The organism is Mucilaginibacter angelicae (genome assembly GCF_042434235.1).
Taxonomy (GTDB): domain Bacteria; phylum Bacteroidota; class Bacteroidia; order Sphingobacteriales; family Sphingobacteriaceae; genus Mucilaginibacter; species Mucilaginibacter angelicae.
Window position 1 is genome coordinate 1 of the sequence record NZ_JBHLTS010000021.1, and the last position, 26,853, is coordinate 26,853.

General features: G+C 46.0%; 25 protein-coding genes. 13 read left to right on the forward strand and 12 right to left on the reverse strand.

Features of this window, described 5'->3' with window-relative positions; genetic code table 11:
- Positions 1–25: 25 nt before the first annotated feature.
- Positions 26–667 (reverse strand): hypothetical protein, encoded by a 642-nt coding sequence (locus ACFFGT_RS09755; RefSeq protein WP_377022337.1) that lies wholly within the window; start codon positions 665–667, stop codon positions 26–28.
- 316 nt (positions 668–983) lie between these two features.
- Between ACFFGT_RS09755 and ACFFGT_RS09760 the strand changes: the two genes are divergently transcribed.
- The 3 genes from ACFFGT_RS09760 to ACFFGT_RS09770 all read left to right on the forward strand — a co-directional run bounded on the left by ACFFGT_RS09760 (position 984) and on the right by ACFFGT_RS09770 (position 5,429).
- Complete coding sequence (locus ACFFGT_RS09760; protein ID WP_377022338.1) at positions 984–1,196, forward strand: hypothetical protein; 213 nt, start codon at positions 984–986, stop codon at positions 1,194–1,196.
- Between the two features lie 21 nt (positions 1,197–1,217).
- Positions 1,218–2,033, forward strand: coding sequence for a restriction endonuclease (locus tag ACFFGT_RS09765; RefSeq protein WP_377022339.1), 816 nt, complete (start codon positions 1,218–1,220; stop codon positions 2,031–2,033).
- A 159-nt stretch (positions 2,034–2,192) separates the two neighbouring features.
- A complete protein-coding gene (locus ACFFGT_RS09770; RefSeq protein WP_377022340.1) occupies positions 2,193–5,429 on the forward strand; it encodes a DUF4365 domain-containing protein in 3,237 nt (1,078 codons plus the stop codon).
- Between the two features lie 78 nt (positions 5,430–5,507).
- Here ACFFGT_RS09770 and ACFFGT_RS09775 read toward each other — a convergent pair whose 3' ends face one another.
- The 6 genes from ACFFGT_RS09775 to ACFFGT_RS09800 all read right to left on the reverse strand — a co-directional run bounded on the left by ACFFGT_RS09775 (position 5,508) and on the right by ACFFGT_RS09800 (position 12,928).
- On the reverse strand, positions 5,508–7,859 hold the full coding sequence (locus tag ACFFGT_RS09775; protein WP_377022341.1) for a hypothetical protein: 2,352 nt from the start codon (positions 7,857–7,859) through the stop codon (positions 5,508–5,510).
- Between the two features lie 112 nt (positions 7,860–7,971).
- Positions 7,972–9,819 carry a patatin-like phospholipase family protein gene (locus ACFFGT_RS09780; protein ID WP_377022342.1) on the reverse strand — a complete coding sequence of 616 codons (1,848 nt, stop codon included), beginning with the start codon at positions 9,817–9,819 and terminating at the stop codon, positions 7,972–7,974.
- An 83-nt stretch (positions 9,820–9,902) separates the two neighbouring features.
- Positions 9,903–11,066, reverse strand: a complete 1,164-nt coding sequence (locus ACFFGT_RS09785; RefSeq protein WP_377022343.1) for a restriction endonuclease — start codon at positions 11,064–11,066, stop codon at positions 9,903–9,905.
- A gap of 49 nt (positions 11,067–11,115) precedes the next feature.
- Positions 11,116–11,679 (reverse strand): hypothetical protein, encoded by a 564-nt coding sequence (locus tag ACFFGT_RS09790; protein WP_377022344.1) that lies wholly within the window; start codon positions 11,677–11,679, stop codon positions 11,116–11,118.
- 1 nt (position 11,680) lies between these two features.
- Positions 11,681–12,259, reverse strand: coding sequence for a hypothetical protein (locus ACFFGT_RS09795; protein ID WP_377022345.1), 579 nt, complete (start codon positions 12,257–12,259; stop codon positions 11,681–11,683).
- Positions 12,260–12,265: 6 nt separating this feature from the next.
- Positions 12,266–12,928, reverse strand: a complete 663-nt coding sequence (locus ACFFGT_RS09800) for a phosphorylase family protein (RefSeq protein WP_377022346.1) — start codon at positions 12,926–12,928, stop codon at positions 12,266–12,268.
- A gap of 515 nt (positions 12,929–13,443) precedes the next feature.
- Here ACFFGT_RS09800 and ACFFGT_RS09805 point away from each other — a divergent pair.
- Positions 13,444–14,835, forward strand: coding sequence for a DUF2971 domain-containing protein (locus ACFFGT_RS09805; protein WP_377022347.1), 1,392 nt, complete (start codon positions 13,444–13,446; stop codon positions 14,833–14,835).
- Between the two features lie 41 nt (positions 14,836–14,876).
- Complete coding sequence (locus ACFFGT_RS09810; protein ID WP_377022348.1) at positions 14,877–16,337, forward strand: RES family NAD+ phosphorylase; 1,461 nt, start codon at positions 14,877–14,879, stop codon at positions 16,335–16,337.
- 76 nt (positions 16,338–16,413) lie between these two features.
- On the opposite strand, the gene ACFFGT_RS09815 is transcribed toward ACFFGT_RS09810, so the two are convergent.
- Together ACFFGT_RS09815 and ACFFGT_RS09820 are read right to left on the reverse strand one after the other, a co-directional pair.
- Positions 16,414–16,662, reverse strand: coding sequence for a hypothetical protein (locus tag ACFFGT_RS09815; protein WP_377022349.1), 249 nt, complete (start codon positions 16,660–16,662; stop codon positions 16,414–16,416).
- A gap of 134 nt (positions 16,663–16,796) precedes the next feature.
- Positions 16,797–17,147 (reverse strand): hypothetical protein, encoded by a 351-nt coding sequence (locus ACFFGT_RS09820; RefSeq protein ID WP_377022350.1) that lies wholly within the window; start codon positions 17,145–17,147, stop codon positions 16,797–16,799.
- Between the two features lie 281 nt (positions 17,148–17,428).
- On the opposite strand from ACFFGT_RS09820, the gene ACFFGT_RS09825 reads away from it, so the two are divergent.
- The 7 genes from ACFFGT_RS09825 to ACFFGT_RS09855 all read left to right on the forward strand — a co-directional run bounded on the left by ACFFGT_RS09825 (position 17,429) and on the right by ACFFGT_RS09855 (position 22,374).
- Complete coding sequence (locus ACFFGT_RS09825; protein WP_377022351.1) at positions 17,429–17,674, forward strand: hypothetical protein; 246 nt, start codon at positions 17,429–17,431, stop codon at positions 17,672–17,674.
- A gap of 70 nt (positions 17,675–17,744) precedes the next feature.
- Positions 17,745–18,047 (forward strand): AAA family ATPase, encoded by a 303-nt coding sequence (locus tag ACFFGT_RS09830; protein ID WP_377022352.1) that lies wholly within the window; start codon positions 17,745–17,747, stop codon positions 18,045–18,047.
- Positions 18,048–18,329: 282 nt separating this feature from the next.
- Positions 18,330–18,782, forward strand: a complete 453-nt coding sequence (locus tag ACFFGT_RS09835) for an AAA family ATPase (RefSeq protein WP_377022353.1) — start codon at positions 18,330–18,332, stop codon at positions 18,780–18,782.
- A complete protein-coding gene (locus ACFFGT_RS09840; RefSeq protein WP_377022354.1) occupies positions 18,737–19,513 on the forward strand; it encodes an ATP-dependent nuclease in 777 nt (258 codons plus the stop codon). Before ACFFGT_RS09835 ends, ACFFGT_RS09840 begins: the two co-directional genes overlap by 46 nt.
- A 554-nt stretch (positions 19,514–20,067) precedes the next feature.
- Positions 20,068–20,409, forward strand: coding sequence for a winged helix-turn-helix transcriptional regulator (locus ACFFGT_RS09845; RefSeq protein ID WP_377022355.1), 342 nt, complete (start codon positions 20,068–20,070; stop codon positions 20,407–20,409).
- The gene (locus tag ACFFGT_RS09850; RefSeq protein WP_377022356.1) at positions 20,391–20,876 is read left to right on the forward strand and encodes an SRPBCC family protein; all 486 of its coding nucleotides are present in this window, start codon (positions 20,391–20,393) and stop codon (positions 20,874–20,876) included. Before ACFFGT_RS09845 ends, ACFFGT_RS09850 begins: the two co-directional genes overlap by 19 nt.
- A gap of 217 nt (positions 20,877–21,093) precedes the next feature.
- Positions 21,094–22,374 carry a ComEC/Rec2 family competence protein gene (locus ACFFGT_RS09855; RefSeq protein WP_377022357.1) on the forward strand — a complete coding sequence of 427 codons (1,281 nt, stop codon included), beginning with the start codon at positions 21,094–21,096 and terminating at the stop codon, positions 22,372–22,374.
- A gap of 255 nt (positions 22,375–22,629) precedes the next feature.
- Here the strand turns inward: ACFFGT_RS09855 and ACFFGT_RS09860 are convergent, their stop codons facing one another.
- Complete coding sequence (locus ACFFGT_RS09860; protein ID WP_377022358.1) at positions 22,630–23,595, reverse strand: Nal1-like putative serine protease; 966 nt, start codon at positions 23,593–23,595, stop codon at positions 22,630–22,632.
- 53 nt (positions 23,596–23,648) lie between these two features.
- Positions 23,649–24,422 (reverse strand): hypothetical protein, encoded by a 774-nt coding sequence (locus ACFFGT_RS09865; protein ID WP_377022359.1) that lies wholly within the window; start codon positions 24,420–24,422, stop codon positions 23,649–23,651.
- Positions 24,423–25,233: 811 nt separating this feature from the next.
- On the opposite strand from ACFFGT_RS09865, the gene ACFFGT_RS09870 reads away from it, so the two are divergent.
- Positions 25,234–25,434, forward strand: coding sequence for a hypothetical protein (locus ACFFGT_RS09870; RefSeq protein WP_377022360.1), 201 nt, complete (start codon positions 25,234–25,236; stop codon positions 25,432–25,434).
- A gap of 540 nt (positions 25,435–25,974) precedes the next feature.
- Here ACFFGT_RS09870 and ACFFGT_RS09875 read toward each other — a convergent pair.
- A complete protein-coding gene (locus ACFFGT_RS09875) occupies positions 25,975–26,853 on the reverse strand; it encodes a WD40 repeat domain-containing protein (protein ID WP_377022361.1) in 879 nt (292 codons plus the stop codon).

Here is a 26,853-nt window from a genome sequence, read left to right on the forward strand (position 1 = left end):
AGGCATGATAATAAACAGTTATCCTTTATTGGTCTTTAATATTTGGTTCTTTAGTTTCCTCTTGTGATTTATTCTTTCGGTTGTCGAAACGATTCAACAACAGACCGCCTTCCTTTGTAAAAATACCAAAATCTATCTGATCCGGTATCCAGGTCAAATCATTGTACAACGGCCTTAAGAAATAAAATACACCGACATTATTTTGGCAATAGCGTTCCATAGCCCGGAATAATTTACCCTGGGAAGATAAGCCACGATTTAACTCCCTGAGTTGCGGATAAATATTCTGATCCAACTGACCGTCATTACAGTGTGCTATAAAATGCCCTTTATCATAGCCTTCGAATTCCGGCGTGTCTTTAAACGCCCCTAAAAATTGTTTCAACCTATAGGCATTCCTTTTGGAGATCGCCTGTGCAGAACGCGCGAAAATGAATGCCACTCGCGCAGACCTGCTATAAAAATCAAGGCTCGGATCATCCGTACAATCGAAATAAAGGGTATAGTTGCGATTTACGTTATCATTAAAATGCCGTATATCCGCATTCTCAAATTGCGCTTCGTATTCCTCGGTTAGATAATAGGCAAGTTCCTTCCGCAGATAGATTATAGATGTTTCATAATCTGTTGAAGGGACAGCAGAGAAAATGCGATAATAGTCGGTCATTGCGATCAGGTTTAACCTTCCGAATATAAATATTAAAATATTATTCGGAAAGCCAACCAAGGATAATTTAATTGCCCCTTGTTATTGAAAATACATGAACCCAAACGGTACTTTTTTTGCAAAGCTTTAAACAGGGCCCTTTATTTTATGGAAGACCTGATTTTAAATTATCCTTTTCATGATTTAAAAATCATGAAAAGTAGGGAGAAATATTCTTTCATAGCGTTGATAAGTATAATGCTGTTCGTAGATATTTATTAAAAATAAAAATGCCTTATTTTTACTAAATCATAGCTAAATCATCATAAATTTAAATATGGAATTAATTGGAGCCGGTACCTGTCGAATACAAATTTCCATTACCTGGAAATGCAAGATTATCTGCGATTCAACGGAGGTGATCGAAAACCTGTTTATTGAAGATTTTGTACAGCCAGCAAACGATTTCCTCGGTTTATACCGCCAGCACTTAGTCCGTGCGCCAATTGACCCCGCCCTGTCAAAATTAATTTCCGCAACAGCTTTGTAATTATATCTGATAACTGAATTTATGAGTATTTGGGATTATAGTGCAACACCTTATCACTTCAACTTAGACGCAGCCACACGTTCGGCGTGTCTTTTTTGTGAAATTGAGTTAAAAACGGATTCGCTCTACTTTCCAGATTTTGAAATGAGTAAGGAATTAACCGTCAGCATTTGTCGGCAATGTGGCTGGTGGAATGCAACACTGGAACGTGACGAACGATCTGGTTATCGCATGCGGTATAAAACCGTTAATGTTGCCTACGGGATCCTTAAGAAACTTGATTTGGCGGATGTCAGACATCCGGTACAGGAGATTTCCGATTACCTCACGATTAACTATGCAACGGTCAAAGACGTGCATCCGAAAAAGTTTGAAGATGTAGTTGGCGCCGTTTTCAGGAATTTAGGTTATAATTCCGTTGTTACGAACTATTCAGGCGACAAGGGGATTGACGTCGTGCTTCACGATTCCCAATCCAATTTAATCGGCGTACAGGTAAGGCGCTATAAAAATAAAATCGAAGCAGACCAAATCAGGGAGTTTACAGGAGCTTTGGTGTTGGGCGGTTATACCAAAGGTATCTTCGTAACGACTTCCAATTACCGCTCGGGGGCCGTCGAAACAGCAGCGCTCTCCGGGACTAAAGGCTTTCCGATAGACCTCATGAACTCCGAAAAGTTCTATGATGCGCTGAAGCTATCGCAAAATGAAATTACGCGGAAAATTAGTTGGGAAATGTACCCGACAAGCATATTTTCAAGCCAATATTTACAAAATTACGAGTATTTCGAAGACGAGGACCGCTATGACGATTACGGAGAGGACGACCCGGATTGAAGCTGACTTTCCGGATCAGCTGACCATCGGTGATACCCAGATTTGAGTGTCTGACCGACTGCGATAAGAACCTGTATATATTAAAATAAAATATTATGAACTGTTATTGATCCCAGGCATGTTCCGTCAACGGGATAGTAACAGCATGATTTACGAGCGATGAACGAAAAAAATTCCGGTCAGATGCGCCTGCCCAATATTAACCCTCATGAGGAACTTGAAACCGTCTCACGTTCAAGACTGAATCAGGTATTGCCCGTCTCCAATTTTGAACTGCGTGACGAACTGCAGCGCGATAAAGGCATCGATATCACCGGTGAATTGAAAGCCGGCGGCAGTTATACCAACTATCGCTTTATCGTGCAGCTTAAAGCCAGCGCCGTACTGAAAGCCAATACCGACGGGAGTTATTCTTATGCGCTTGACGTTGCCAATATCAACTATCTGATGAATGCCGGCATGCCGGCATTTTACATGCTCTACCATGCTCAGGAAGACCGCTTTTACTATATCAGCGTGGTCAAAGTCTACGAGGAATTAAAAAAAACGCATATCGGCACCCTGCCTTTTTCTTATACCACCCGGTTTTCGCGGCATTTAGATGAAGCGGCAGCTCAAGGAATCTACAATGAAGTATGGGAGTGGGGCAATTCCTTAAGCAAGTTCAACCAGGCAGCAAACCCGGCGATAGCATCACCTGTTCCGCATCGTGCAGCACTCCCCGAAATCAACGGAACCCTAAGCGATAACGCGCCGCCAACCGGCGGAGCGCTGGAAAGCTATCTGGAACAAATCAGCGATTACGAAGACAGCTGGAGCGCATTTTACCGCCCAGCCGCGTTGATCGGCCGGGAACCGGAAATGCAGGCTTTAGCGGACTTTGCGTATACCCGGCGGGCAGCTGCTGATAGCCTGAAAAACGTCCTTTGGCAAGTTATTTACGGGGACAACGCGGTCGGCAAAACCCGGCTTGCTGTCGAATGGTTGAAAAAACTCAAAACTCAAAACTGGACAACCGGAAAACTGGATGCTTCCTATCAGCAACTGGAACGCCTGCTGACCTATAACCCGGAAAATCCGACCGCCATCGTTTTTGACAACGCAGACCTGATGAGCGACCGTGCCTGGCTGTTGTTGGAAGAAATAGGTCACCAATGGAATGCGTTCAATATCCAAGTCAGGATATTGATGATCTCCCATAGTAACCTCGAACCCCGGCTCGGCTATTATGACCGTTCCCAGAAATTATTGAACAGCAGATACCGGGACGGCATGCCGATACGTCCTATAGAAGCCCCTGCAAATTGCCTGGAGATCATGTCCCAAACAGCGTTGAACCATGGCCAGGCGTTTGATGACAGTCATGCCTCCGGGCTCATGGAACAAACCGGCGGAAGACCGGCATTCCTGAGCCTGGCAGGTATCCATCAATATACCTGGCAAACCGCGTTAGGCAATTATGCAAAAAACCTGCTGAGGAAAGGAGAGATCCTTTTCGGGCCGCAGGGCCTGGACCTCGTTCTGCTCTCCGCGCTTGTCGGCCCCGTCACCGATGATATCCGCCATCAAATCGCCCCTGATACCGGCAATCTTGTGAAGCTGACCGAACTCTTTTCAAAACCGCCGGGCCTGGTCAGCGAATTTATTCCGCGTATTCAGCCCGATCTGCTGGCTAATGAGATCATTTATGAAGGATTTACCGGTTTTTATACCCGGGTGCAGCGTGAGAAGCTGATCGGCAATATTTTTCAGCAGGTTCCCGAAGCATCCCTGACAAGGGTAACCGACCTCTGGCGTGAGAGCTTGAATAACAGCACCTTGTTCGATCTGCCTTTGTCATTGCTGTTGTTCTATGCAGAATCTCCGGGAGAACACACCGCACGCGCAGCGCTTCTGGAGTCCCTTTTCAACCATATTGCCCCGCATTTCCCCCAGGCGACCTTAGAGTCCGGGTTCAACAGCCTGCTTAAAATAAGATCCACTGCATTTGCCAGGGCGTTTTTAAAGGATAACCGGGTGCCCGATAAACAATATAATCAGGTGCTGACCCGGGCGCTTCATGAATCCATGCCCACTTTCGGCTTGGGCAGCTATTTGCTTGAGTACCAGAAATACCTTCCCTGTACCTATGAAAACAAAGCAGTCTGGGGACTGTTGCTCGATTTTGTTATCGGGCTTTATCATATCAGGCCGGATACCATAGCGACGAAAAAAGAGCTTGCGGAAGATATGATCGACAAAACCCCGAAGGAGCTGAACAGGTTCCTGACGGATCATCTGGCGGCTGAAGATCCCTTGGAAAGAGTGTTTTGTATCCTGAAACTTTCCGATTGGGCTAACCGGCTGCGTTTAGAATTCGAGGAGGCACTCGATCGTTCCGGCGAAATCGTTGATCATCTGTTCCGGTTGATGGAAAGCCGGTACATCCCCGATTTTATTTCCGCCTGCTACACGCTGGCAACCATCACCTGGGGCCCGCTCAACCAAGTCAAACCCGAACGCATCGGTCCGGAGGCCTTTGAGCGGGCATTTAAATTTTTGCACGCCTTCGACTATAATTCCCAGGCCTTCTATTCGCTGCTCTGGCTGATCGGTGACTGCACGGCTACTCATTATAAGTTTACCGGCATGTTTAGCTGGTTCAACGGCACGGAGGAAAAGCAAGGCATTATCACCATCGACCTACCGGAACACGTCACCACGCTGCACCAGGAACTGAAAAAAATATTGCAATCGGATTCGATCAGCAAAAAAACCGCTTCGGTGATCGCCTTAAATCTACTGAGGACGGGCTGGTGGGACACATTGCTGGAAGAGCCGTTGACGGATATGCTTTTAGACCCTGGCTTCAAGCGCAACATCAAATACGAAATACTGGTCCGGGTATTTGCCAATGAGCGCGGACATGATTTGACCTTTACGCGAAAACTCCTGGCCCTTACTTTACCCGGCCCCGACCTGCACTATAAATACATTATGCTTGCCGGCATTTATTGTTCAGGCTTATTCGGTAGGATGGAAATAGCTGAAATGAAACTGCCCGCCCATATCGGAAGTGTCGATGTGTTTCGGCTGCGGGACGAAGCAAAGATCAATTTAAACGAAGGCCGCTTAGGGCAGGAGGCGGCACTGCTTCTCCAGTTACTCAAGGATATACATATCGGCATGTCCGGCTTTACCATCCATAAGCTCAAAGCGAAGACTACTGCCGGAGAATGGGCCTATTATTTTATTCTGGTAGAGCCGGAAAGCGAGCTTGCTTTTTTAAAAGCGATCGCTGGTGATGGCTCCATCGATCTCACAGATTTCGGTTACGTCGTTGCGTCCAGTTACGGTGAAAAGCCGACTCAGCTCGTGCGGGACTACCTCAAAGAAAAATATGATTTCGATGTATAGCCAGTCAATGCCAGGCGCTGTCATTCCTTAAACTCAAATGTATTTTGAAGGGGGCGTCCGACAAACCATAACCTATGCCTATTTGATCGCATCCCGTTTAGCGATGAACACCTTTTGTTTTTCCGGATCTCCGGCTATTTCGCAGATTTCGATAGCCATTTCCAGGCAGTCCAGTAAACCCGGATCGTTCGACAAACCCAGCTTTTCGCGTACCTCAACACCTGCCTCCGCTAATTTTACGGCTTCGCCATGTTCACCAAGGCCGGAAAGCGCATAGGCCCCGTTCATCAGGTACGTGGCCTTGAAACCCTCGTTACGGTCCGGGCTTTTTGATTGGCTGTAAAGGTCAAGCCCCATAAAAATCTCTTCCCAGGCTTTGCGAGGCTGATTGTATTTTAAGGACAGCACCGCGTAGTTATTAAATATCATAGCCATCAGGTGGCCGGTTTCTTCGATAGGGGTAGGCCTCAACAGCTCAAGTGCATTATGCGATGATTCGAAAGCCTTTTCAAGCGTACCGCGACGGACATTGATCATGAACAATACATTGTAAAAATTCACTTTGCCTACCAGATCGCCCTCCGCACTTTCCGCTATCGCCTTCGAAACATAATTTTCCCCTTTGTCCAGATCCCCCTGATGGACATAATGCATCCCGATATTATGGAGCACTTTCGGATAAAGATTGGAATCCCCGAAATTAAAAGCCTTGACGGCATCCAGTTCGTCCTCCAGCTCCAAAGCGAGCCCAGTTGCCATATCCGTCAATCCTAAATAACGGTAGGTCAGCAACAAATTATTTTTAAGCAGGAAAAGCGGCTGAAGGATACTTTCGGATTTTTCACCTTTTAAGCGACTGAGGATGTGTCCCGCATAAAAACTGAGCCGGTGACCTTCATTTGAAAAAGTGGCGTTTGCCTTATTGAGCCGATTAATCAGTGGCGTAAATATCCAGCTATAAAGAAAATAATGTGTGTTCTTCATCCGCACGACATCCAAAACAAGCTGATGCGTCCTGATATCGTCCGTTTCCCTGACGAGAAAGCCTTTTTTTGCAAGCGAGCTAACCGCCTCAACGATCTTTGGCCGTTCTTCCGGAACTACGAAAAAGATATCAAGCAACTCCGGCAGCGGCAGACGCCCGGCAGGCAGTACGGAAAGTAAAGTAAGCAAATACCATTCCTGTTCCGTATGATCCGTAAAATCGAAAGCCGCATTGATGAAGTCATACAGCTTTCCGTAAACCGGTCGCCCATTACTGTTATGTTGGATGGCGGTTTGCAGTTGAGGGGCGCCAAGCTGGTCTTTTTTGAAATTATCGATCACCGTCGGGACATCCAGATGGTCGGTCGCATTGATCGTTTTCGCAACCAGTTCAATGATCATTGGATTATAACTCAGTAAATCGAATAGTTCCTTTAACGCGGCCTCTGAAACATCCTTTTTACAGTTGGCGGTAAACAGCGATTTGCAATCCTCATAACTTAAATTCGTTAGCTGCAACTGCGCGTCGATCTCCAGACTTTCTCTTGAAGTAATCAGTATATGCGTATTTTCACGAGATGCCCAGCGATACAACTCAGCCCCCAGGTTTTGCTCGTCATCGCCAATGATGTCATCGATAACGATCAGCAATTTTCCCGGAACAGTAAACAATGCGGACAATATCAATTCATAGATTTTATCCAGGGAATCGTTGGCTTCGAATTCGCAGCGCAGTCCGGTAAGCAGCGCCTGATTGCTCGCGATATCTTTTTTAAAGTTCCGTACGCCGTTAAGCCATAATAAATGATGGTAATCACGGCCTTTGATCTCATAGTACATCTTGGCCAGCGTGCTCTTGCCGCAACCGCCGACAGCCTGGAGGAGGAGAAGCTTGTGCTGGTTCAACAGCCCGTTTATCACATCAAGTTCTTTTTCCCTGCCAAATAGATTGGCCAGCGAAAATCGCCCGATAGCGACGATATTCCGGCTGAATAACTGGTGATTATAGTGGGGATAATATTTGATCCTGATATCAGGGTTTAAAGAAATGTCTTTTTGAAGGTCTTCCCAGGAATAGAAAATAATATCCTTGCCGTGAAACCGGCTGAGCTTGATTGCTTCATCCTGGATCTCCGCGTACTTTTTCGTGTTGGTAGCGAAATAAACCTGCTCCACCGGGTGAGGGAAATCTTTAAGCATCGCGACCGTCTCCTGCAACTCCCGCAGCAGCTCCCTGACAAGCGCATTTTTCGTCCTGCCGATATCTTTCTTTTTTGCCTGGACAGCTACCTGCTGCCGCGCTGAATAAACATCCACTCCATATTGCGCCTGACCCCGTGTACGGTATTCCTCAAAAGAACCGACTGAAAATTTCTTATTAAAAACATCCTTCAAGAATTCCTGAAAATGGTATTCATCAGCAAGCGTCTCATATTGGTAATACATCTTAGTCTGCTCCGGTTCTGCCCAGCTTTGGCCATGGCTTTTCAATCCTGTAAAAATACGCTTAACCCTAATTGTTTTGAAATAATTAATACCCGGATTCCTTGTATCCGCTTCAACCCTGTTTCAGGATCGTTCGGTTATCTTCGTCCAGCTTCAGCGGCAACAGGACACCTGATCTCGCGATGTCCTCGTTATACATAAAATAGGGGTCATTTTTAAACGTATGCAAATGGCCCGCAAGTTCATCCTTGAATGTTTTCCATACCTTTTCACCGGCCGGATCCTCAAAACGCAGGGCATATTTCAGCAGGTTGTAACAGGTCGTGAACTGCCCGGCGGCTATGATCGCCGCCGGCTGAAAACAATCGCGGTGATGTGAATCGTACCATAAAGTAGTTTCCATAGCGGTGGCCAGCGTAGCCACGTGCCTCATACCCGCAGAAGGCTCGATGAATTGTTTAGCCGTGCTTTTTTTTCCGGCCACATTGATCGTTAACTGCCGTTTAGTCCAGGGTTCGCTTTTCAGATCGGTCTCCCTTTGTGTTTCATTTTTTTCACTCAGCAGGTATAACGCATTCTGTAGAACAAACTCCCGCATGAACTTCAGCTTCTGAACTGCACCTTGCTCCTTCAACAAAGGCGTCATCCTGGCCGGGATCATCGAAACCATATCAAACAGACCCGCGTAAGAAAGCCGGCGGATCTTTTTCATGAATACCACCGCTGCAAGCTCCGCTGCAGATTTCCCCCTTGTTACCAGAGCTTCCCAGAGATAGCCGACTCCCAGATTAAAAAAAAAGCGCTTGTGCCGGAAAAACATGGCCTTTTCAGTCGCATGCTTTTTTATCGCTTTAGCTTCCGCTTTTTGAACAGCTTTGTAGATCACGCGTACCGCCGCCAATACAACAAAACATACACCCAATGCCGCCCAGCAAAGCTCGTACAGCGTATCCGTGACGATACCTGCCAAACACAACAGAAAAATTAAAAACACCAATATCAGATATTCCTTTAAAGACCGCCGCCGGAAGAATCCCTGCTTTCCGACCGCCGGGTGATAAAACCCGGTAGTATAATTACTACTTACATCACAGGCGATATACAAGTCGTAACCGAAACCATTTTCCTTTTGCAGTCTTTGTTCCGCCTTCAGAAAAGAATCGATGCCCTGGTTGTCATCGATCCCCCCGTCCATCAGCGAAAAAAGATTACTCCATTCCTGTTTTTCCGTGGCGACGGTTCGCCAGTACCGGTCGTCCATGCTGACCGTATTGGCAAGATCCCCCGAGGTTACCGGTGTATGCGCAAAATCCCTCGGGAAAATGACTGGCTCAAAGCCGACCGGGAAGCAGGAGGAACAGGCCAGAATGTCTCCCAGCTTGATCTGCTGCACTACCTTAAGGTATTCAGCCCCCGCTTTGAACTGTATGAAATTGTTGCCGAACTTTCCCTTGTTCTGAAACCGGAAAAGCATCCCGTTCTTGAACTCCGTCGTATTAAAGCAAACTTCGGGTATCGCCCGTAAAGACTTTTTCCAGAACACTTCGAAAGTTTCCCGCTTAAAAACCCATTCATCATAGACCATTGCAAAGGCATTGATCAGGTTCCTGGATTTGATATGCCGCTGCTTCCAGGCCGCATCATTCGCCAGCATGGCGAATACCCTGTCGATCAGCAGCTCTCCGAAAAGGTATTCCTCCGTCATCTCTCTGAAAAACGTTTTGAAATCCCGGTTACGGCGCTGACCCGCCGTGTAGCCCATCGCCGTTATCGTCCCCCCGGAAGCCGATGAAACAAATCTGACCAGGCTGACCAGGCGCACCTCGTCATACGACAAACGCTCCAGGAAGGAAAGGCAGCCAAGCGCATAAGAAGCCGCACGAAAACCACCACCCGAGAAACTCAGCGCGATGTTCCGGAGTTTTTCGGGTTCAATCCGTGGATAAGTTCTGTCCGGCATATTTTAATATCCCGCAAAAATGGCTCCGATCAAGCTCTTTATAAACAACAACATCAATGGCAGTATATTCATCAGGTATTTCTTTAATCAATTAAATCCTCAAATAACAATTCGTGCAGCGGTTGAACTTCGCATCTTACTCCGTTTTTCTTTTCGACGTAACGTTTGCAAAGCGATAAGATCTTTTCCCGGTCACCGAGCCTAACCCTTTGTTTAGATAGTTCCCAAATCTGGTTGTATACGTTTTTCGCAAACCCGGAAGAAGACAGAAAGATGCCGCCCGATGTACCTTCCAAGAAGTTTACAGCAACGAAATCGGACAGATAACTCATGCCCGGTTTCGTCGTACGCCAATGTTTGATTTCAATAAAAAAGGTATGGTTTTTATCGCCGATCCTGCAATTGACCACCACATCCTTGCCGCCATCCTTAGCCGGGGCCGTCAAGATCACATCAAAGCCAAGTTCCTCTAAAATCTGGGCGATTATTCTTTCCATATCGATCCAATCCAGTCTTTTTAAATTCCGTGCTTCTTTCAGAATCGCATAACAGAGCTTATCAACGCAGGTCCTGATAATGATCGATACCTCTGAATCATCATCGATTTTTAAAAACTCTTTAAAGGCAGTGCTTAATGTTGCCCTCAGACCATCCAACCCAAATCCCGTCGCCGAGCTAACCGAAAAATGATGCTTTATGGCCGTCCGATCTTCAAAACCCGGAGACAATCGCACTTCGTTACCGCCATCAGCCTTTGTGGTAATGAGGATTTTAAGTAAGCCATCATAGTTTTTATGATGGCGTTTAAGTAAGGAAAGCCAGTTAATGCAGCTTTTTTCAGGATCTTGCATTTGGGAATCGATCACGATCAATACGATCTGCGCATTAGACGCCGATAAAATGGACACATATTCTTCATCCGTTGCGTCCCCGCGTAAATCCGCGAATTTGACCGTACCGCCCTCCGAAAATTTAATTTTGTTTGCAATAAACAAGGTTCTTTGAGCATCCGAATTAACCGTTCGAAACAGTAACGACTTAATCAGACTCGTTTTTCCCGCTCCTGTCGCACCAAGCAGGAGCACATCCTGCGACGATGGAATATCGAAAGCGCTTATTTTTCTTACGGAAACACGATCCCCGTTCATGTCAGGGGCATTTTGGAAATCAACAATGCTTCCAAAAAGTTGATCACCCTCGACGTGCGCATTTACTGTAAAAACCGGAGAAATCTTCAGCTTTACCATTAGGCCTCCTTATCTATTGCTTGAGCATAAAAAACAAATTCCCTGCATTTTATTTCGACAGTAACCGCGGACCAGAATCCAGATCGAGCCCGGCGATACCCAGCTTGTCCAACGCTTTTTTCCAGCTGTCCAAAACCTCCTGCAATTCCGGTGGCAGTCCATCCTGGTACCTTTCCGGCAGGATATTGGTCGCCAGCTGTGTGTAGTTGTTAATCAAATTGATTACCGCTTTTTTTTCCAGCTTTCCCCAAGTGCTGCTTTTGACCGCATTAATGGCCGTCAGTGGTGTACTGTTCGCCGGCGGCGGATTCCCCATTGGCGTCGAAGGTACCGCAAGCAGATCCAGATTTAGTTCTTCCGTTGTCGTACCGTTCAGGGAAAACACACAATTACCCGGATACCTATAGGATGCATCTGTAATCATGATATCGACCGGCGACCCGACACTAGAAAAAGTCAGGTCCGCGCCCCAGTCACCGATTACCGGCCTTCGTGCCGAAAACTGCTTGTCCAGTAAAGCACCGGTATTCGCATCAAACAATTCCAGTGTGATACCAGGAACAGCCAGCGGGCTGTTTAAATGATTATACAGATAAATTTTTTTTACAGCCATTTTATTTTTTTTTCCAAGTGGTTGATTTCATGTTTATTTTACCGCTCGATACTTCGAAATCCAGCCGGCTCGTTTCCGGCTGAACAAGCAGGTAAACCCCGACAGCATCCGCCGATAGCGGCTCCGTTATCCTGACCACCGGATTAGTGGCCGTGATCGTTTTCGCATGTCCGTGAAGATCTTTATAGATCACCCGGAGCAGCAACAGACCGGTACCAGCGGGCGCACCAACCCGTATTTCCAGGCCGGTTAACGGCCCTTCCGGTTTTATCAGCGCAGGGAAGCATTTCAGCGCCGCACCCACAGGAACCGATTCTGTGATCACCGCCCGGGCTTCGGCTGTCGTACCAGCTTGCTCATCCAGCGAAAAACTATCGGTATGCAGGCAGGGCAATTTACCCGAAAGGATCAGGTTGCGGATTAAAGTGACCGAATTAACCGCTGCCACCTTCCGCCATATCGGAATCTTGTCGTTTGCAGCTTTATCGGCATCTGCCGCGTCTGAAACGCCTTTGATCACAATGCCCGGCTTCGGCGGATCATTATAATAACAGGCGTGCATCAGCCCGGCAGCCTCCATTTCTGTTCATAGTACTTTTCCATGCAGGGCAAGTAATTGCTTTTTCTTTGCCGGGTCGCTGACCACCAGGCTGCCGGATGCCAGCGGCCCGAAGTGTACAGCCGCCTGATGCCTGGCTACCTGATCCAGCAACCCCGGCAACTCATCCTCATCACCATACTGCTTCTTAATCAATTCAATAACGGCTTCCACACCCGCCAGTGCAGTTTCTTTTAACACATACCGTTCACTGTCTGCGACCGCTTCCGTCTGCCGGATCAGTGTCATGCTGCAAGGATAACCTTCCGGCCTGTACCTGATAACGGATTTTCCGTCATCGTCCACCGCCGCCTTACCCAGGTCGTAGTGAATCACCTGCTGGCTGACGATCACATCCCCCAGATTTACATCATCTGAAAGCGCACCCGCAATACCCGTGACAATTAAATAAGCCGGTTGCCAGTGCATGAAAAAATCGTTGGCAAGTGCTGCCGCATCCATCGGCCCCATTTTCGTTTGCCGGGCTGCCACTACTGTATACTTTTTTTTGTTATGACTTTCGATCGTAGTTTTATACCAGGTCTTTGTGCCGTCGAGATCCACCTCTTCGAAACCCGGGATGAGCTGCCGTATCATGTCGAGTTCCTCACGGAGCGCAGCGATGATCCCAATATCTATAAGGTTGGGCATAATAGTATTATTTAAGGTTTATGTGTTAAAAATAATAAGAAATTTTCAAATGCAGGATCAATTTATCATATATAAGAACTAAAAGTAAAAGGCAATGACAGCACCTTAACCTCTCTTTTCACAGGCGTTTACTGCAACCTCAAATACGACGCCGGGCCAATATGTAACGATTACGATGACAGAGGTTTAGCCGAATTCGCCAACCACTCGATTATCCTCGTTCAAGCAGTGTTATTGAAAAGAGGTCAATGGTTCGCATGTCATGAATGTAAATCGGAGGAATTTAATTCACTTAAATCTACGAAGCGAAATGAAGCTGGAGTTTTGTATTAAATGTCTGCAATTATTTTAATCTTCGAATTTGCGTACCCTTACGTAAATTAATTTGCCGGAGGCAATAATATTCCTAAAGATCACAGGGACAAATCATTAAGCCAACCGTAAAATATTTCTATCATAGAAATACAGAATGTGTAAATTACAGCGATCTTTTTAACCTTAAGATCAGCTAAATCATGTCACAGTATTACGATCCAACAGAGGCCGAAATCGCCACACGTATTGCCAATTTTATCAGTGAGCGTCAGCTTAGTTCCCAATACAGTGTACTCCATGAACCGGATCTATCCGAATTCAATCCACAGATCAAAACGCGGTTTCGCCCGGATTTTGTAATCCTCAAAGGCTCTTACGCTTTTATGATCATAGAAGTAGTCAACACTAAGCGATTCAATTCCAAACAGCCCTATGCAAACATTTCCGAGTATATGGTCTACCTGGAGATGGTTGAAGCAGACTATTTTATCATCACCGATGGCGAATATTTCTATATGCTCACACCTGGGAACCTCGGAGAACGGAAGCCTTTTGCCGAATTATTCCAAGTTTTCGAACAGGAATTGAACATCCAGGATATCCTATCTGCAGGGAAACGAGTATTCGAAACCATCAGAACGATATTTCAACCAATTGATCCATCAGATGAAGAAAAGGTCCTTGACCTGCCCCGGATCAGGGAGGCTCTCCAAAATCGTTTTTCCGAATCACAGATCTCCTATAACCCCGAAGGACGCTTTTTTCATTTCACCGAAGATTCTGAAGGGAAAATCGACGATTTTGAAAATCAATTCTTTCAATACCTGCTCGATCCGGTCGATGAAGATGAAGTTTGCCGCTATACCACATTATCGACGCTTTATTATTCCATATCCGGCAAATCCTACCGGATGGCATCACATCTGGCGATGAATGATCGCGGCGAAGTAGATTATGTGGATAAGCTTATCGACGATACCTATACGACACTCCCCAATTTGTCACTACCTGAAATGCAACAATTGAATAAAAGTTACATTTCATCGCTCACCACGGAAGATCAGCGGGACGACCTGACCATGTACCGGCTATACGGAGAAGAAACCAAAGGTGTCTGTCTTGTATTCAAGATAAAGAAAACGCGGCTGGCCGGTAACCTCATCCTTAGAAAAATCTCCTACGCCCGGAAAGATGGTTATCACCCCGAGCTGGAATTGTTGCGCAGGATCATCTCCAGTTTGAAAAGTATGGGAATCAGGTTTAAGTTCAGAAAACTCGAACTCTGGAAGCATTTTTTCAAAAGTGCGGATTACGCCATTGAAAAAGAAGTACGCCTGTTGTATATCGACGATAATACCTTGCCGTCCAATAAAAAAGGATGGGTGATCGCGCAACCTGATTCTATCCTGAGCAAATTTGTTTTACTGGACCTTCAGGCCGCTGATTTCCCGCTTGAGCTGACCGAAATTATCCTGGCACCGAACTGCCCTGAGCGAACCCTGAATAAGAAACAGTTCGAAGTGCTCTTAGCTGAACAGGGATTTACCGCGAAAGTCAGCATATCAACGATTGAATCATTTAGAAAAGCCTGATCGCTTAGACCAACTACCAGATACCTCAATAATAGCAATACATGGCAAGAACCATCCATGACGACGGAATAGAAAGCAACAGGATATGTTTTCAATGTATCGGTGACGCCTATTTAAAGAACGAAATAAAGAAAACAGGACAGCACCGGAAATGCAACTATTGCGGGATACCCGGCAGGACATACACCTTAATCCAGCTTGCAGACCGTGTTGAAAGTGCGTTTGACATTCATTATGACCAGACCGCGGATTACCCCGATGAATGGCAAAGCCGTATGCTCGCCGATCCGGAATCGGCCTATGAATGGGAACGCGAGGGGGATGATGTTATTACCGCATTAAGAGATGCTGCCAGTATCTCTGAAGAGATCGCAAAAGACGTACATGAGATACTGGAAGGACGTTACAGCAGCCAGGACGCTTATTTTGCGGGCGAAGAAACTATGTTTCAATCCGGCTCCTATTTCCAACGGAAAACAGTCCGCGCCTATGACTGGGACAAAGACTGGCGGGAATTCGAGGAGGCATTAAAAACCAAGGAACGTTACTTCAGCCGGACTGCCGCCAACCTCCTTAACCGGGTGTTTGACGGCGTGGCCGGTATGAAAACCTGGAACAAGAAGCAAATCATTACAGAAGTTGGCCCCGGAACCACCCTCAGCCATTTTTTCCGGGCCAGGGTATTCCAGTCCGAACATGAGCTCTCCGAAGCGCTCAAATACCCTGAATGGCAGATCGGGCCGCCCCCAGCAGCCCGGACAGCAGGAGGCCGGATGAATGCCGCCGGCATCGCCGCATTCTATGGCGCAAACGTACCCGAGTTAGCGATAGCCGAAGTAAGGCCACCCGTCGGCAGTTTCGTAGTCGTGGCCAAGTTTGATCTTTTACGTTCCATCCGGCTGTTAGACCTCACCGCTTTTCAGCATATTAAGGCCGAAGGCAGTGTATTCGACCCCGCTTTTGCGGCCTACTTCGAAAAGCTCGCATTTCTCAGTCAGCTACAGCAACTTATGACCCGTCCGGTGATGCCGAATGACGAAGTACTGGAATACCTCCCCACACAGGCCGTAGCCGATTTCCTATCCGTACACCCCGAATTAAACCTCGATGGGATCATCTATCCGTCTGTACAGAGCAAAGGCACTGATTTTAACTGCGTCCTGTTTCATAAATGCTCCAGGGTGAAACGAATCGATATAAAAGCCGGCACACAGATAAAGGCAACCCTGCGTACCTATGAAGAACACCAATCCTATACCAGCTACGAAGTCACCGAACTGATCCCAGCCGATCAGGAACCGACAGCCGACGAAAAAGAAGCAGCACGGTTCGCAACGATGATCCCTATTATCGATGGGGACAAAAGGACACCCGCCCTGATGATCGACCTCGAGGCCATTCACGTACACGCTGTGCAAAGCGTACAGGTAAATACAACCGCGCACCGGGTTCGCCGGCATCAAAGACCGTTTTTGCATGAAGAAGACCTGTACGATTATTAAAGCCGGCCGGTGTTAGCTACTATAAGCGGCCGGCAAAAGCGTTATGATCTTATTTAAATATAAAATATCGGCAATATCAATCGATTTTATAAACCGTTTCGTTATAATCGATCCGCAAAATTTGATTCATCGTCATCGAATAAATTCTTGTCACTTCCACGTCAAATGGCGTGATAAACACTTCACCCCGGCAATACTGCTCCACCAGCAGGATATTTTCAGCGATAGGTTGCAGATCATCTTCCGGGATCAATTCGATCAGCTTCGGGTGGATCAACTCGATGACCTCTTCAGTCGTTTTGGCTAAATTTATGTTCGTTATCATTTTTTTAATTTAAAATTCCCCAAAGTTACCCATTACTCAACAGGAGTGCTTTACCGGAATGTTAACTTTTGATCATCTCCCGTTTTAAAATAAAGGTAAAATCGTTGAGAAATAATCGCATGTCCACCATTCCCTCAAAATCCGCACCGCCCCAACAGCAAATAGTAGAGGCCCCCGGCATCAACGGGGCCAACCAACCAGTAAAATGCAGCATGCTCGTCAGGAAGCGCCGTCGTCGCCCTGTATATTCCCGAAATCAGGTTTTCCAAATCAGGCACCCCGTAATCCACCACCCGTTCATTCCCGTCAACTGTGATTGCCGGGATAAGTGTTTCAGGTGCTAAAGAAACCGAAGGTGCGGAACCAGAACAATACCTTCGCCACCATTTCGGTAGGAAATAAAGCCCCAGTACCACAAGGTAATACATCAAGATCAAGCTCAGCAATAAGCCAGCAAAAGCGAGCCAGGACATCAGGTTCAACATAACGGGTTATTATTGGTGAATAATTTATACCACAAAACAACTGTCCTAGTTGATACCCGTAAAGTCCCATTTCCAGTGTACCCCCGCTGTACCCTTAGAACCCATCTGATAATCAGTCTTGTTTTTTTATCGCCCCGAAGATTTTTCAGCCCAAAGCGCTTCTAAAGGATTCACTCTCGTACTAAAATACCGCATCGGGTCACGGATCAGTTCCGCCAGCCCTTCCAGCACAAGCGCAGCAATTTCCAGGTCACGCTGGTCAGGTTCATCAGAGTCTCCAGTTGAACGACTTGCGTGATAATTACCAGCCCGGACGGATCACTGTGGAATTCATTGACGAATTTGGCTTTATCCTCCATTTGACCGAAATACGGGTTTCAGACCTGACCGCTGTGGTTGGTGACGACGGAAAGCCGGCAGAGTTCGTCTACAATGGTGAGACCGAAATGAGCACGGAAATAAATACCGCCATCAAATCCTACGATGTTACCGCCGATATAAAATGTAAATCCTTTTATGGCTATTGACAACCTGAATCATTGAGATCGCGAGTATATCTGTTAAATTAAAATAAATCAAAAAAATAAACTTATAGAAATGGCAAAAGTAAAGGCTACAGCAACAGAAGAAGTGTTGCTGGATTCCGGTAATCCTTCGATAAACAGCCCAAGGCTTACCAAGCTTATTATTAAAAACTTCCGGGCTATCGGTAGTAAACCGGTAGCGATAGATCTTAATGATATCGTAGTCCCGGTTGGCGGAAATAACGTTGGTAAAAGCACCATATTAAAAGCTTATGAAATTGCCATGTGCCAGGGCTCGAATAGCGGGATACTCTCCATTGATGATTTTCCACGGGGAGCAGTAAATTTAGATGAGCTGCTTGAAATTGAAATTTAAACTGTCGTATTTGATAACGCGCCCGGGGAAGAATGGATTACGATTACAGATCAGGGTGAAAGATTAGTACGAGAGAAATTTACATGGTCGGAACAAGGAAAGTCTTCTAAAAGGCAAGGTTGGTACTCTAAGAAGAAAAGCTGGAGGGAAAAAGTTCCCTGGGAAGCCCCTAACGTTGCTAATTCAAGGAGGCCCGAACCTCATACGGTAGACGCTTTTGAAGATCCCACAAAACAAGCGGAAGAAATTAAGAAGCTTCTTAAAAAGGTACTTGATGACAAAGTGAAGCAACATACAGGATTTGAGGATCAGGAAAGCGCCTATAATATATTATTAAAGAAAGTTGAAATCCTGCAACAGGCTATAGCTGCTGAAGCGGATAGGGAAATAAAGGAAATCAACCGGGAGTTATCACGAATGATAGGCCAGGTCTTTCCTAATTATAAAGTCGACTTTGATCCTAGAACTGCTGAGGGGATCGATAAGACGATCAGTTTATTTAAAGGCGATGCACAATTATTGATGGGATCCGAAGACGGTTATATGAGCAGCATAGAAAAACAAGGAAGCTGTGCAAGGCGGACATTGCTCTGGTCGGCATTGAAATATATTTCAGAAACGAAATCAAAGAAAAATGATGATGGAACCCCGGTTCGGCCACATTTGTTGTTATTAGACGAACCTGAAATATGTTTGCATCCAAACGCTATCCGGGAGGCCTGCAATGTGCTGTAAATTTACCTAATAATCATTGGCAGGTAATGGTGACTACCCATTCGCCTATTTTTATTGACCTTTCCAAGGATAACACAACCATCGTAAAAGTGGAACGTAAAGCAGATGATTCTATCGTTGGTACGACCGTTTACCGACCCGATCGGTTAAGACTAAGTCCGGATGATAAATTAAACCTCAAATTATTGAACATTTTTGACCCCTATGTCGCGGAGTTTTTCTTCGGAGGTAAAACCGTTATAGTAGAAGGAGATACGGAGTATACTGCTTTCAAGTATATCATACAAAAGAAACCTGAAGCATATAAAGATATCCATATAATAAGAGCAAGAGGTAAAGCTACTATTGTTTCTATGATTAAGGTTTTGAACCAGTTCGGGGCTGATTACGCCATTCTTCATGATGCTGATTCGAAATTGGCAAGCAATGGCAATGCCAATCCGGCCTGGAAGATCAATGAAAATATCCTGAACGAAGTACAATTGAAACCGAAAGGAGTTAAAGTAAGATTACTTTCTTCCATTACCACTTTTGAAACAGCGTATTTTGATGAAGAAGTAAAAGGTGAGAAACCTTATGATGCTTTGCAACAGCTAAGTAAAAACCCGGAATTTTTTAATAGAGTTGAACAATTACTGTTGTGCCTTATTGATCATGCTGTAAGCCCTCCTGAAAAATGTATGGAATGGAAATCTATTGAAGAGCTTGAAGCTGTTTGTACGGGGAGTTAAATAACCGTGATATTAAGGCAGGCGTTACTAACTTTATGAGGTCTCTTTTAATCGTAAGTGGAAGATATGGTATAAGATTTTACAGTCCTTGAAACCACTTCATATCACTAAATGGCACCTCCATTGGGAAAACGGTGCCCCAGCAGGTAAGCCTGGGATTGGAACTGTACATTTGCCCTGAAATCGTCAAGCAGCGTGGCGGTGAGATTGTACTATTGCCGGGAAAGTGGTAGTTTTGCGTCAATTTTTAAGCGGAATGTATTTTTGATCTTTGCGACATGAATACTTTGAGAAAGCATCGGTAGGATATAAGCGGTGCGGCCCGAAGATTCAGCCTGTCGGCCGACGACCGTTTTGAGCTCATTATTGACATAATGCCGATCCGTATGGAAAAATCCCTTTGGCCGAATTACTGATTAAAGGGCATATCGCATGGTGCGGCGAACATCCTTTAGTCAATTTGTGCTGTAAATAATTAAGGACCGAAAGTATCAACCGCGTATTTATTTAAAGCATAAACCGATATTTGTATGCTACGAACAACTTTGTAAGTGGTGGCCGAAAGAAAAGAAAACTCAACCTTTAGCATCAACGAAAAGATCCTGATTGATTGCGATCTGACGTATGCAGTAAACAAGATCGAAGGCCGCTGGAAAATATTGACCACCGATAAGTTAGCAGGAGAAAGACTGAGTTTTAACGAGCTGAAAAGCGAATTGCCCAACATCACCGAGCGTATGCTGACCCTGCAGTTACGCATGCTGGAAAAGGGTTGCCTGGTTAAGCGAACCGTGTATGCAGAAATGCCGCCCCGGGGCGAATATGAACTGACGGCTATGGCACGTGAATTTGTACCGATCTTCAAACAATTCAGCGGATGGGGGAGCGAAACATAGAAACGGCAAAGCAAATGGGGCAGGAAGCGATCGTTAAAGAAGTTGTGATCAATGCTACGCCAGCAAAGGTATGGAAGATGCTGACCGTGCCGGAACTGATGAGTCAATGGATGGGCGAGCCAGAGATGCAATTGTCTGTTATCACAGATTGGCAGTCTGGGGGCTCAGTAGTAATCAGGGGAATCAATCCGCTGCCTTTTGAAAGCACAGGCAAGATCATCGTATTTGAGCCGGAACAACTACTGGGTTATAGCCATCTCAGTTCACTTTCGGGCCTTGCTGACGAAGCGCAAAACTATACTTTACTTTTATTTGAAGTAAAGCCTGTCGGAGAGCAAACGCAACTCTCTTTAACTTTGTCTAATTTTCCGACGGAAATTATTTTTAAGCATTTCGACCTGTATTGGAACGGTACCTTGACTGTACTGAAAAGCTTTGCCGAACAACAGGTTGATAGCATTAGTTAAGCTAACTGCCGGTGAACCGGATTTTGCGGGCATGTTCGGAAACGTGAGCCCTGTTGTCAAAAATGGGCACCCGGTTAAATGGCAGTTCAATACCTGGCGGCACCCTCAAGGCACTTGTCAAACGTCAAGATCGGCTTGCGGAGATATCACTTCATCGCAGCGGCATTTATGAATTTTAAAGAAAATCCGTAATTTAACGGTGCTCAATCCACATCACATGAAAATATACCTGATCTCGCTTTTATTGACTTGCTGCACATATGCAGGTTTCGCACAACAGGAGCTGCGCATCCATCATATTAACGTTAAAAACGGCGATGCCACTTTGATCGGCATCTATGATAACGGTACCCAAAAATATACCCGGACGATGCTGATCGACGGCGGCTCTGCCTCGCCAGGAGAACGCTTGCTGCCATATCTTAAACAAACATTGAACAGCGACCATCCTAAGCTTAATTACGTAGCATTGACGCATTACCATGACGACCACTACACCGGTTTGCTGGCCATCAAAGATGGTGATTTGCAAGCGGATTCGGTTATCGACCAGGGCGGTTATCAAATGAATGACATTTTCCCAAACCAAACGTTACCCGATACGCATGAAGTTAAACCGGGGGCGATGGTTGTCTATACGGGATGGACCTCGGCCCTGACCAAAGCGGTGGCGAATGATTATGTTAGAGGTCATGTGACAGGCTTGTTCCATTATGGCAATACCGCCGAATCGGACCTCGGCCATAAATTGTTGCTTGGAACAATACAGGGCATACCCGTAACTTTGGAATGTGTCGCAGGCTGGGGAAATACGCTTAATGGCTCGGGTATTACGTCAGACCTTTCGCCGACCAGAACCAATGCTAATAATTTTTCGCTGGCGTTCATCTTAAATTATGGACAATTCCGGTACTTTATCGGCGGCGATCTTGGGGGCGACCGCAAATCACCCTATATCGACCAGGAAACACCACTTACGACCTATCTCAATAAGGATTTCCCATCCGCCTGGTCATGGAACCACACCAAACAGGCTGCAGGTCATATCTGTGGCTTTAAAGCGAACCACCACGGCAGCGAGCACAGCAACTCTATCGCTTTTATACAGGGGATGAGCCCGGCTATTACAGTCGTGTCAGCAGGGGAGCAGAAAAGCTGGAAGCTTCCAAGACCTGATTATCTCCAGCACTTTTCGGACGAAACGCCGCTATCGGTCTGGACCACCGTTTCGAACGAGGTTTATAATAAAGGCATTTATGTAACGAACCTTTACGATTTTGAAGGCATTCCTTCAAAGACTACTGCCATGGAAACCTTCGCCAACAAACCTGGCGTCAGTTTCGATTATGGGAATGCAACCACTGAAGCATATTCAAGCTATATGATCAAGATAAAACCCGATGGGATCAATCAAAAAAGCCAGTTCCAGGTATATCGCGTCGATAATTCTGGTTCTTCGACGGTTTTATTGGCTAATTTTCTTTGCCACAGCCTTTAAAACTAAGTACATACATAAACAACTTTATACTATCCAGCAGCCCGATTTCAATGCGTTTCTTTCGGATATGTCCGGCCACGGTGTTCGGATTGTCGCCGTACTCTCGTATCTTAGGTTTTCTAACCACTTTCCGATATGGAAGAAATGTGTACAGACGAATGTCAGTCCGTTTTATCTGTAACTAAGAAATCCCTTTTAAAAGGGATTTCTTAGTTGAATTTTAAATGAAATAACGGTTAACTGGCTCCGTGATTTCTAAATCGTGCATTCAAAGAAATCAAGAATGGGCGCTATCGGGGAACACATGGTCTCTTTTGTTTTTTTGTTGCCCCCCCATAACAGCCCGGTAACATGATTGGTTTTTGTTTGGATGATGGCACTGCCGCTGTCGCCGGACTCGGAGAAATAATCACCGGCTATGTTGTTTTCAATAATGATCTGACGGCTGAGGATGACGCCGCTGGTGTTACTGATGCAATCCACATCGATTGCTGTTACTGTACCTGTGGTGACATCGGTCGTAAGACCGGATTTGGTGACCTCCATGCCGAGTGCGGCATCGGCGGTACCTGCAACATCGGGAAGCCCGTATATTTTGCCGATCGTGGCCGTGCGGCCGTTGGTCGGGGAGGCGATGGCCGCATCGATGCCGTATTTTTTGCCCTGGTAGGTTACATCTCCCAGGTTCCAGGCAACAAGACTTGCGGCGAGATGGGAGAAAAATTCGTAACTGGGCTGACTGACGCCGTCGCCGGCAACGGGGTTCTTACCGCAGATGACGTGCCGGTTACTCAGGATCACGGGCTTCCCGTTCTTGTCCCGGATAGCCAGGCCGAGCGTGCCCTGCCATGAATCAAAATAAAAGAAATCAGGATTGACGCTGACGCCGCCGATCATCGGTTCAAATTCTTTATCGCGGGGATTGCCGATCAGGTTTTCAGGCCTGATATCAGCCAGCGGTTCTCTGAATGCTTCCCTGGGCAGGAATGCCCTGGTTGGTGCGGCGAAATGCCCCTGCCGGATCTCCACAGGTACACCTTCGATGGTTTCGGGAACTTGCCGGGGTGCTGCGGATGGCGCATCCTGGTAAACAATGATCCCGATCTTCTTTTCCTGGCGATTACCGATATAGCCGACACCGATAGCGGTGACATAAGGTAGCCCGAGAATGTGCTCCGAATGTTTCTCTCTGATCCCGCGAGTCTCTGTTAGTGTTTTCATTTGCTGATTGATTGATGTTTAAAGCCGGGGGGCGGTTTGTAAAAAGGTTTATGTTATATCTCCAGGTTAGCTACATAGTTCACGGCGTTGTTGCCTAACTTTTCAATGATCATTTTGCGGACAACGCTGTATATTTGTTCGTTAAGCACAACTTGCTGGGCGCCCTTATACAATTTGATGCTTGTCCTTGCATAATTGAACCAGAGAAATGTTGATTTTACCTCGGTTGCTTTAAAGTGGAATGCGCCCAGACTCATGGCCACATTGCCGTCGCTTTCAAGACAGGTCCCGATCTGGAAATTGCCGTTGACCGCATCATGTGACGAACTGTCCCATATTTTGAACGGTTTGGAATCTGCGCTGGCGTTCTTCAGCGCTTCGAGCATTTTTATCGCGATCAGGATCTCGCTTTGTGTTGCGATGGCGGTCAGGATTTCTATGACCACTTTTTCGACGGTAAAGGAAGATGCCGAGGTTTCATATTCCGTAAACTGGAACGCAGAAATAACCCAGCCGACATTTTCCAATACTTCATGGTATTTGCCATACCACTCCTTGGTTTGTTCTTCACGGTTGAAGGCTTTGTTAGCGGCCAGTTGGGCGAGGAGGGTGGAGTTCAAGGTGTCTTCCTTGTGGGTTATCGTAAGTCCGGCCACAAAACTGGTTAATGAACCCGCATCAACAAAGCCTGCTTCGTTTTCACCGGTTTCGGCGATGGAAGCTGCCCTGGTATCGAGTTCCTGTCCGTCAAATGTTTCGATCTCCAGTGACCGGATATAATCGATTGCTTTTTGCTGTTGCTGGCTGAATGTCTGATCGTTTTTCATGTTTTTTTAATTTAAAAGGTTGATAAAAAGGGATGTTTGAAAGTTTGCCCGGAGGCGGGTCATACGTTTTATGCCTGCCCTGCAGTACAAAGGAAAAGCTTTACAGGATGTGTATATAGCGTACAAATACGCAATGTAATAAATGCGTATTCTTACTTTCAATTTGCCGGATGCTGATAAATACCTGCCTTTTTTCTGCCGGAATGAGCAGGGGGTATTCCCGATGGCATTGGTACTTAAGGCTTGATGAAGGAGGCTTTGGGCGTGTATGAAGGGATTTAAACTGTCAGTGCCGGAAATGTAAAATCCGTGTGACCGCTGATGAAACCTATACCAGATCTGCTTGTGGCAGGGGTGACGATACAGGTGATCATAATCCTGCATTACAGCTGATCGAAACGAAGAAGATGCTGGCAGAGGGGCGGGTGAGGGATGCTTCAGGGCAGGATGATAGCGGGCGGGCCATGTCCTTTTAAATGCGCTTGCAAGTTTGAACTTTTGACAGGAAAAAACACTTTAGTTAGTTAGGAAGTGATCAGGAGTACCTGAATTTATACTAACCTAACAATGTCACTGCCATGTTCCTCAATCGTTTATCACTTTATTAGCCGGGCCTTTTTTTAGAGGGCGCGTTTTTGCGCCGGATCAGCCGCCGGATATTAGCTATGTGCTTGCGCACCAGCAGAAATACCCCGCCGTGAAATCCAAACTCTGCGGAGCCTGAAAGCTTTGGTAAAATCTTTAATTTAAGTCCATTGCCGATACGGCTGCGTATCACCGGCATATACCTGTGCTTATCCCTTATTGAAAGATGGAACCGTTAGCCCTGCTATACCGGATGAGTACCACAGTGATTCCGGAGGGGACGGCAAAAGCGCTCCAGTTTTTTTATGCAGATGGTTGCTGGAACAGCGTGCCCTTTAAACTGGCTGTCGCCCTGAATGCGGGTATCGTTTACGATCGCCGTGGCCGGAAGTCGCCCTGCTTTACCATGCTGGTTGGTATATATTAAACCATGGTTATCACTACCTTTCCAGTCATGGCGCTGATTATCAAGGTGAAGTGCTGGGAAACATCAGGTCGGTTCAACAAAACCTCGGTTTCAGGAAGAGCCATGTCGTGGTGCCCAGCGGTGAACATGATCCAGGTTACGAATACGAAAAAGATGCGTTTGCAGCGGGTGCCTTTCGAATGAAAGTACCACCGGGTGGTTTGCAGAGTCTGTTTGTAAGCCCTTGCAGTGGGCCTTACCACATCGTTTAACAGTATGCAACCTCTCGTAGATTCAAGACGCGCTATAATTTATGACCCTTTGCAGGCATGGTGAATAATTCAATTCACAAGTTTTTTGGCTTGTAGAATGTGGTAATTCACTGTTGAATATCAATTATCTCATTTGCCGAAGCATATAAGGCTGTATTGGTTGAAACTCTTCATTTTTTTGGGTCTCTATATCGTTAACAAAAGTGAATTTCAGGTAATTTTTCTGGTGCATCAGTAGTTTTGATGTAGGTGACAGTCATGGCACAGTTAAAACTGGTTTGATTTCCAGTTACACGGCACTTTCAACAATTTCGGTTAAGATACCTGAACTTGCATCTGCAACGAAGAATCGGTAACGGGCACCAACACTGTCAAAGTCACAACAACTTAAGTTGTAAAAATTAGTTACTTTATACAGCAAGGCCATTGTGCTCCTGCTGTAGATGCCTACGGATGTGCCGTTTGCAACTGCCATCCGGTTAAATGCAGGTGTTGGATCAACTCTGAGTGTCTTACTGCCATCTACCCCTGCCTGGATAGCGTTTACCGTTAAGGAGGTGGCATCAATTAAATTAACGCCATTACTGCATGCTCCGAATAATCGATTTTGAGATATATCCAGATCCCATGTCAGGCCAAAGCTATTAACACCTGTATTATATAGAATTTTACTCGATTTTTGAGCAAGCGTGTTCGCATCTAATTCCCATAACCAAATTGCACCACCGTTGCCCTGGCCGAGTACACAAAGCCTGTTGTTCCCGGCAACCGGGTCAAATGCTACCCCTACACTTGTATTCATTGTCGGACCTGTATAGGTGGCAAGTAAAGCAAGTGTTGTGCCGTCATAGATTTTCAAGCCAGTACCATAACCAAGGCAGGCTATCCGATTGGTATTAGGATCGTAATCCAACGAAAACAAATAGCCGATACCCGTATCTATTGAATTTGTTATTGTTTGTGAATTGATATCAAACACCTTCAGGGTGCCGCCAGCTGATTCACAAACAAAAATCCGATGGCCTGTTAATCGATCAAAAGCCAAGCCATTGGGCCTGCCAAAACCGCTCCAGCTGCGCGTGTCGTAAGATGGCGAATCCCTTACCCTAAATATATTGCCGCCGTTTTGAAATATTGCTGTGCCTACTTTTTGAATATGACTTGACAT